Origin of the sequence: Actinomadura sp. KC345 (assembly GCF_004348515.1) — a bacterium.
Lineage (GTDB): Bacteria > Actinomycetota > Actinomycetes > Streptosporangiales > Streptosporangiaceae > Spirillospora.
Genome location: NZ_SMKH01000338.1, coordinates 1 through 7,812 on the forward strand (window position 1 = coordinate 1; position 7,812 = coordinate 7,812).

8 protein-coding genes and 1 pseudogene are annotated in these 7,812 nt (G+C 73.5%); 5 read left to right on the forward strand and 4 right to left on the reverse strand.

Annotated features, from left to right (window positions below):
• The 3 genes and pseudogenes from E1281_RS34375 to E1281_RS34385 all read left to right on the forward strand — a co-directional run.
• Window positions 1–523 (forward strand): annotated as a pseudogene (locus E1281_RS34375) (transcriptional regulator); the annotation flags it as partial.
• Window positions 524–599: 76 nt separating this feature from the next.
• Window positions 600–1,385 carry a glucose 1-dehydrogenase gene (locus E1281_RS34380; protein ID WP_131883889.1) on the forward strand — a complete coding sequence of 262 codons (786 nt, stop codon included), beginning with the start codon at window positions 600–602 and terminating at the stop codon, window positions 1,383–1,385.
• A gap of 28 nt (window positions 1,386–1,413) precedes the next feature.
• Window positions 1,414–2,370 (forward strand): aldo/keto reductase, encoded by a 957-nt coding sequence (locus E1281_RS34385; protein WP_131883890.1) that lies wholly within the window; start codon window positions 1,414–1,416, stop codon window positions 2,368–2,370.
• A 127-nt stretch (window positions 2,371–2,497) separates the two neighbouring features.
• Here the strand turns inward: E1281_RS34385 and E1281_RS34390 are convergent, their stop codons facing one another.
• Genes E1281_RS34390 through E1281_RS34405 form a run of 4 tightly spaced genes read right to left on the reverse strand, consistent with a single transcriptional unit; the run spans window position 2,498 to window position 5,923 of the window.
• The gene (locus E1281_RS34390) at window positions 2,498–3,571 is read right to left on the reverse strand and encodes a nitronate monooxygenase (RefSeq protein ID WP_131883891.1); all 1,074 of its coding nucleotides are present in this window, start codon (window positions 3,569–3,571) and stop codon (window positions 2,498–2,500) included.
• Window positions 3,568–4,323, reverse strand: coding sequence for a CoA-transferase (locus E1281_RS34395; protein WP_131883892.1), 756 nt, complete (start codon window positions 4,321–4,323; stop codon window positions 3,568–3,570). Before E1281_RS34395 ends, E1281_RS34390 begins: the two co-directional genes overlap by 4 nt.
• Window positions 4,320–5,180, reverse strand: a complete 861-nt coding sequence (locus tag E1281_RS34400) for a CoA-transferase (RefSeq protein ID WP_131883893.1) — start codon at window positions 5,178–5,180, stop codon at window positions 4,320–4,322. Before E1281_RS34400 ends, E1281_RS34395 begins: the two co-directional genes overlap by 4 nt.
• Window positions 5,177–5,923, reverse strand: a complete 747-nt coding sequence (locus E1281_RS34405) for an enoyl-CoA hydratase family protein (protein ID WP_131883894.1) — start codon at window positions 5,921–5,923, stop codon at window positions 5,177–5,179. Before E1281_RS34405 ends, E1281_RS34400 begins: the two co-directional genes overlap by 4 nt.
• A gap of 63 nt (window positions 5,924–5,986) precedes the next feature.
• Here E1281_RS34405 and E1281_RS34410 point away from each other — a divergent pair, with 63 nt between their 5' ends.
• Together E1281_RS34410 and E1281_RS34415 are read left to right on the forward strand one after the other, a co-directional pair.
• Complete coding sequence (locus tag E1281_RS34410; protein WP_131883895.1) at window positions 5,987–6,766, forward strand: SDR family oxidoreductase; 780 nt, start codon at window positions 5,987–5,989, stop codon at window positions 6,764–6,766.
• A complete protein-coding gene (locus E1281_RS34415; RefSeq protein WP_131883896.1) occupies window positions 6,763–7,671 on the forward strand; it encodes an SDR family oxidoreductase in 909 nt (302 codons plus the stop codon). Before E1281_RS34410 ends, E1281_RS34415 begins: the two co-directional genes overlap by 4 nt.
• Window positions 7,672–7,812 lie beyond the last annotated feature (141 nt).

A 7,812-nucleotide genomic window follows, 5' to 3' on the forward strand; every position in this document is an offset into this window, starting at 1 on the left:
GGTCACCCCGGAACTGCGGCGGGTGCTGGACGCCTGGGCCCCGCGTCCCGCCTACATCCGCGAGCGCCACTGGAACCTCATCGCGGTCAACGGCGCCGCCCGCGAGGTCTTCGGATACGGCGACGACGACCACAACTGCCTGGTCACCTTCTTCACCAGCGTCCGGTACCGGGCCACCCACCTCCACTGGGAGGCCGCGGCGCCGGGAGTGGTGGGACGGTTCCGCGCGGACGCCGCGCGCTACCCGGACGACCCCGAGTTCGCCCGGATCGCCGAGGACCTCCTGGCGGTCAGCCCCGAGTTCGCGGAGCTGTGGCACCGGCACGAGGTCAGCGCGCGGGCGCAGGCGGTCAAGGGGATCCGCCATCCGGAGGCGGGCGAGCTGATCTTCGAGGCGACGGTGCTGCCGCTCGCCGACCATCCCGGACACGACCTCGTGCTGTACAACCCGCAGCCGGAGACCGGGACGCGGGAGCGCCTCGAACGGCTGGCGGCGCGGCACGGGCTGGCCGCCGCGAGCTGAACCCGAGGGTGGTGGTCGCAGACCCATGATGAGCGGACTCTGCCGCCCTTCCGGGACGACCGGCAGGCTGGTCGGCATGTCACAGAACGCACGCTTCGCAGACAAGGTCGCGCTCATCACCGGCGGGAGCAGCGGAATGGGCCTCGCCACCGCCCGGCGGCTGCTGGACGAGGGGGCGCGGGTCGTCATCACCGGACGCGACGGGGCACGCCTCGACGCGGCGGTCAAGGACCTGGCCGGCGGCGACCGGGTCCTCGCGGTCCGCGCCGACGCGGCGAGCCTGCCGGACCTGGACGCGCTGATGGAGACCGTGCGGGAACGGCACGGCCGCCTCGACGTGGTCTTCGCCAACGCCGGGATCGCCGTGTTCGGCCCCGCCGCGGACATGACCGAGGCCGCCTTCGACCATGCCGTCGACGTCAACTTCAAGGGCGTCTTCTTCACCGTCCAGAAGGCGCTGCCGCTGCTGGCCGCGGACGCCGCGATCGTCGTCAACGCGTCGTGGACGCTGCATCGCGGACTGCCGGACGGCTCGCTGTACTCGGCGACGAAGGCCGCCGTGCAGAGCCTCACCCGCACGCTGGCGGCGGAACTCGGGCCGCGGGGCGTCCGGGTCAACTCGGTGAGCCCGGGCTACATCGACACGCCCATGTACCGCGGGGCCGTCCCCGAGGACGAGGCGGACGCGATCCGCGCGCAGGTGGCGTCCGGGCGGATCGGCACGTCCGAGGAGGTGGCGGGCGCGGTCGCGTTCCTCGCCTCGGCGGACGCCCGGTACATCAACGGCCAGGACCTGATCGTGGACGGCGGCCTCGTCGCCGCCGTCGCCGGGCCCTCCCGCCTGGACGCGGCACCGGCCTGAGCATCCGTCCCTGACGAAAGGAGTAACGATGAGGAAGCGCGAGTTCGCGGGTACGCCGGTCGGCGCGGTGGGGCTCGGTTGCATGGGGATGAGCTGGGCCTACACCGAGTCGGAACGGGACGACGAGGCGTCGGTCGCGCTGATCCGGGAGGCCCTCGACCTGGGCGTGACGTTCCTGGACACGGCACAGCCGTACGGCGACGGCCACAACGAGTCGCTCGTCGGCCGAGCGCTGGCGGGCCGCAGGGGCGAGGCGGTCGTCGCGACCAAGACGGGCCTGGTGGTCGACGACCCGAGCACCCTCGGGCTCGTCCGGCGGGGCACGCCCGAGCACGTCAAGGCGTCCGCCGAGGACAGCCTGCGCCGCCTCGGCACCGACGTGATCGACCTGTACTACCTGCACCGGGTCGACCCGGCGGTGCCGTTGGCCGACACCTGGGGCGCGATGGCGGAGCTGGTCGCCGAGGGCAAGGCGCGCCGGCTGGGCCTGTCGGAGGTCGGCGTGGCGCAGGCCGCCGAGGCGCACGCGATCCACCCGGTGGCCGCCGTCCAGTCGGAACTGTCGCTGTGGACCCGTGACCCGCTGGGCGAACCGGACGACGTCGTCGGCTGGTGCGCGGCCAACGGCGCCGCGTTCGTTCCGTACTCCCCGCTCGGGCGGGGGTTCCTCACCGGGACGATCACCTCCGCCGACTTCGAGTCCACCGATTTCCGCGGCGGCAACCCGCGCTTCCAGGAGGACGCGCTGAAGGCCAACCTCCGCATCGTCGACGCGGTCACGGCGGTCGCCGGACGGCACGGCGCCACCCCGGCGCAGGTCGCCATCGCCTGGACGCTCGCGCAGGGCGAGCACGTCATCCCGATCCCCGGCACGAAGAAGCGGCGCTACCTGCACGACAACGCGGGCGCCGCCGGCCTCGACCTCACCGCGGCCGACCTGGCCGAGTTGGACGGCCTTCCCGCCGCGGTCGGCGACCGGTACTGATTCGCTGGCGCGGTGTCCACCAAGGTTCACCGGGTGCGTTGACTTGCGGCGTGTTGTCGTCATGAGCGCGTCGAAAGCAACAACACGCCGCAAGTCAACGAGGTGGCGACCCGGTCGACGTTCGTGGTCATCCGCACTGGCGCGCGAGGAGCGCCTGCTGGGCGGTGATCGCCTCCGCCGCCTGCTCCACGATCGCGCCGATCAGCTCGTCGCAGGTGGGCAGGTCGTCGATGACGCCGACGACCTGCCCGGACGCCATCACGCCGAGGTCGGGGCGGCCGTCGACCATCGCCGCCTTCAGCAGCATCGGCGTGTTCGCGGCCATGAGGACCTGGGACCACGACAGGTCCTTGCCGTGCTTCATCGCCTTCCCGTCGGCGAGCATCTCGCGCCACGTCATCCCGGACAGCTTCTTGAACCGGGCCCCGTTGCGCAGCGCCCGCACGAGCCCGCCGGCCCGGCCGGAGCGCTCCAGGGCGTCGACCAGGTCGCTGCGCAGCACCCGGTGGGGCATCCCGTCGACCTGGCGGGTCACCACCGTCTCGCCGGTCTCGAGGTACACCCGCTTGACCGCGTCCGGCACCGAGCTGTCGGAGGTCAGCAGGAACCGGGTGCCCATCGCGACGCCCGCCGCGCCGTAGGCCAGCGCGGCGGCGAGGCCGCGTCCGTCGAAGAAGCCGCCGGCGGCGATCACCGGGATGTCCACCGCGTCCACGACCTGCGGGAGCAGCAGCGTCGTGGCGACGGGACCGGTGTGCCCGCCGCCCTCGCCGCCCTGCACCAGGACGGCGTCGGCGCCCCAGCCCGCGACCTTCTCCGCGTGCCGGCGGGCGCCGACCGACGGGATCACCACGAGCCCGGCGTCCTTCAGCTCGGCGATCAGCTCCTTCTGCGGCGCGAGCGCGAACGAGGCGACCTTCACGCCCTCCTTGATCAGGAGATCGATGCGGTCGCCGGCGTCGCCCGCGTCGGCGCGCAGGTTGACGCCGAACGGCGCGTCCGTGCGCTCCTTCACCGCGCGGATCGCGTCCGCGAGCTGGTCGAGCGTCATCGTCGCCGACGCCAGGATCCCGAGGCCGCCCGCGTCGGCCACGGCCGTGACGAGCCGCGGACCGGCCACCCACCCCATGCCCGTCTGGACGACGGGGTGCCGCACCCCGGTCAGCCGCGTCAGGGGGGTGTCGAGCACCTGACCGGTCATGCGGGGACCTCCCTCTCCCGCAGGCCCTTCGGGTCGAGGACCTCGCGCATGACCCGGAGCTCCTTCTCGTCCGGCAGCCGCGTCTCCGGCACCTCGTCCGGGACGGCCAGCTCGAAGCCCGTGGCGGCCACCACGTCGTCGGCGGTGACGCCGGGGTGCACCGAGCGGAGCCGCATCCGCCGGTCCGGGGTGTCGAAGTCGAGCACCGCGAGGTTGCTCACCACGGCGCGGATCTCGTGCGCGCCCCGGTCCCAGCCGACGCCGCTCACCATGTCGACCTTCGCGGTGAACACCCGCGCCGAGTGCTTCGGCACCCAGTAGCTCGTCGTGTTGAGCAGCGTGTTGCCGGGCCCGCCGCGCACGCCGAGGAGCTGCCGCTGCGGGCGCTCCCAGTCGCCGATGCACGAGATGTTGGTGTTGCCGTGCGCGTCGATCTGGCTCGGCCCCATCACCACGTGGCGCCGCCCGTTCAGGACGAGCCACAGGTGGTCGCGGAACGGCAGCCAGCCCTCGGCCGTCGCCGCCGCGGCCCCGAGGGGGACGGGTTCGGCGCTCAGCGCGGGGCCGCCGTCGGTCGTCAGCAGATCGGGCTCGAACGTCGCCCGCGCCAGCCGCGAGCCCAGCATCGGCACGAACCCGGCCACCGCCGCCGCGACGATCTCGCCGTCGCCCCGGAACAGGTCCGCGCACGCGGTCGCGCAGACCTCGGCCCGCGTGACGGTGCCCGTGGTGTCTCTTGGGGTGGTGCTCAACGGGATTCCTCCTGCCAGACCCGGACGGCGTCCTGGTAGGCGGCCTCGTCGCCGGACAGGAAGCGGTCCTGGAACGCCGCCCACTCGCCGGGGTCGGCCGCCGACCGCGCGTAGAACTTCTGGAACGCCTCGTCCCGCCCGTGGTCGGGCGCGCAGTCGGTGAAGTGCGCCCCGTTCGGCGTCTCCACCACGCCCGCGACCTGCGACCGGCTGATCAGGAGCGACTGCACCGGCCCCTCCTTGGCGAAGTCGGCGGTGTCGACGAGCCGCTCGCACGACACGTAGGTGCGGTCCGCGGCCTTGGCGAACAGGTCGTCCATGTACGGGTCGGGCCCGAGGTACTGGGCGTTGCCGCGGGCGTCGGCGCGGTTCATGTGGACGAGCGCCACGTCCATCGTCAGGGCCGGGACGGCGACGAGCTCCCGGCCGTCCTCGTAGGGCGACCGGATCGTCTTCAGCTCCGGGTTGACCTTGAGCACGTCGGAGCCGAGCCCGGCGGGGGTGGGCAGGAACGGCAGCCGGTGCGCCGCCGCGTACAGCCCGAACATGAACATGCCCTCGTCGTACTCGGTCAGCTCGATCGACCCGGACTGCCGCGCCTGGCGGAAGTGCGGCTCCAGCGGCACCGAGTCCATGGTGACGAACGCGGTGACCAGGCGCCGGACCTTGCCCGCCGCGCACAGCAGGCCCACGTCCGGCCCGCCGTAGGTCACCACGGTGAGGTCGGTGACGGGGGAGCGGAGGATCGCCCGGACGAGCGCCATCGGCTTGCGCCGGGACCCCCAGCCGCCGATCCCGACCGTCATGCCGCTCTCCAGCGCCCCGGCGGCCTCCTCGATGGAAACGACCTTGCTCATCTCGCCCCCTTCGCGACGAAGGCGTCGCGATGCTCGTCGCCGGCGCCGACCAGGTTGAGCTCGAACGTGAAGCCCTGCTCGTAGCGGTAGCTGCGCTTCACGTCGACCGGGTCGATGCCGTTCAGCGACTCCTTGGCGCGCCGGATGACGTACCGGTCCTTCGCGGCGATGGTCGCGGCGACCTCCATCGCCGTGCCGCGCAGCTCGTCCGCCGGGACGACCTCCAGCACCGAGCCGTGGTGGTGCAGCTCCTCGGCCGTGACGTTGCGGCACGTGTAGACCATCGCGCGCATGAGGTGCTGCGGGACGAGCCGCGCCAGGTGGGTGGCGGCGCCGAGCGCGCCCCGGTCGACCTCGGGCAGGCCGAAGTAGGCGTCCTGCGAGGCGACCACGATGTCGGCGTTGCCCGCCAGGCCGACGCCGCCGCCGAGGCAGAAGCCGTGGACCGCGGCGACGACCGGGACCTCGCAGTCGTAGACGGCCGCGAACGCCGCGTAGCAGCCGCGGTTGGCCCCGACCAGGGCGCCGTGCCCCTCGGTGTTCTGCATCTCCTTGATGTCGACGCCCGCGTTGAATCCCCGGCCCTCGGCGCGGAGCAGCACCGCGCCGACCCCCGGGTCGCGGCCCGCCGCGAGGACCGCGTCGGCCAGCTCGTACCAGCCCGCGACGGTCAGGGCGTTGACCGGCGGCGCGTCCACGACGATCTCGGCGACCCCGTCCAGGGTCGTGGTGGAGACTCCCATGCGCTACCTTTCCACCAAACATTTGTTAGAACAGACGGTAGCAGAGCGCACAGAGGAGGCGGGATGGCACTGACGCTCGATCTGGAGGGCAGGACCGCCGTGGTCACCGGGGGCGTGCGCGGGGTCGGCGCCGGGATCAGCCGCGCGTTCCTGGAGGCGGGCGCCGACGTCGTCGCGGTCGCCCGGCGGGAGCCGGAGTCGCTGCCCGAGGCGAACGGCCGGACCGCGAGGTTCGTGTCGCTGGACGCCCGGGACGCGGACGCCGCGCAGGCGTTCGCCGACGGGCTGGAACGCGTGGACGTTTTGGTCAACAACGCGGGCGGCGGACCGTTCCTGCCGCTCACCGACGGCGCCCTGCGCACCCACGTCAAGATCATCGAACTCAACCTGACGTCCGCGCTGATCATGTCGAGGGTGCTCCAGCCGCGGATGCTGGAGGGAGGCGGCGGCTCGGTCGTCAACATCGGCAGCGTCAGCGGCGTCCGCCCCTCGCCGGGCACGTCCGCCTACGGCGCCGCGAAGGCCGGGCTGCACAGCCTGACGCGGTCCCTGGCCGTCGAGTGGGCCCCGCACGTCCGGGTCAACACGCTCGTCCTCGGCATGATCCGGACGGAGACCGCGCACCTGCACTACGGCGACGAGGAGGGGATCGCGGCGGTCGGGCGCACCGTCCCCATGGGCCGCCTCGGCACGCCGGACGAGGTCGGCGCCGCCTGCGTGTACCTCGCCTCCGACCTGGCCGCCTACGTCACCGGCACGGAGATGCTGCTGCACGGCGGGGGAGAGCGCCCGGCCTTCCTGGACGCCGCCACCGCCAACAAGGACGAGAAGGAGTCACGATGATCTGCAAGGACCGCGTCGTCGCCGTCACCGGGGCCGGACGCGGGCTCGGCCGCGCGCACGCGCTGGAGTTCGCCCGGCAGGGCGCCCTCGTCGTGGTGAACGACCTGGGCGTCGCGCGGGACGGCACCGGCGACGCCTCCGGCGGGCCCGCGCACGACGTCGTCCGGGAGATCGAGGCGCTCGGCGGACGGGCCGTGGCGAGCACCGACGACATCGCCACCGACACCGGCGCCGCCGCGCTCGTCGCCACGGCGACCGGCACGTTCGGCCGGCTGGACACGCTCGTCAACAACGCCGGGTTCCTGCGCGACCGCATGCTGGTCAACCTCGCCGAGGACGAGTGGGACGCCGTCATGCGCGTCCACCTCAAGGGCCACTTCCTGCCGCTCAAGCACGCCGGGCGGTACTGGCGCGCCGAGAGCAAGGCCGGCCGGCCGGTGGACGCGCGGGTCGTCAACACCTCGTCGGGCGCGGGGCTGCTCGGCAGCGTCGGGCAGGGCAACTACTCGGCCGCCAAGGCGGGCATCGTCGGCCTCACGCTCGTCGCGTCCGCCGAGCTCGGCCGGTACGGGGTGGGCGTCAACGCGATCGCGCCCGCCGCCCGGACCCGGATGACCGAGGAGGTCTTCGCGCAGACGATGGCCGCCCCCGCGGAGGGCGGGTTCGACGCCATGGCGCCCGAGAACGTCTCCCCGCTCGTCGTGTGGCTCGGCTCGGCCGGGTCGCGGGACGTGACCGGGCGGGTCTTCGAGGCCGAAGGCGGCAGGATCTGCGTGATGGACGCCTTCCGCCACGGCCCGGCGGCCGACAAGGGCGCCCGGTGGGACCCGGCCGAGGTCGGCGAGGTCGTCACGGGCCTGCTGGCCGAGGCCCCCGCCCCCGAGCCGGTGTACGGCGCCGGCTGATCGTCCCGCACGCGCGGACCGCCCTTTCGGGGCCACCGGAACAAGGGCGGCCGGCCGGCGGAATGCCGTCCGGGAGAAGGGCGTTCTAAGCGGGGACCGCCGGAAAACGTTTCGCCCGTGCGGGGCGGGCGGGCTACGGTG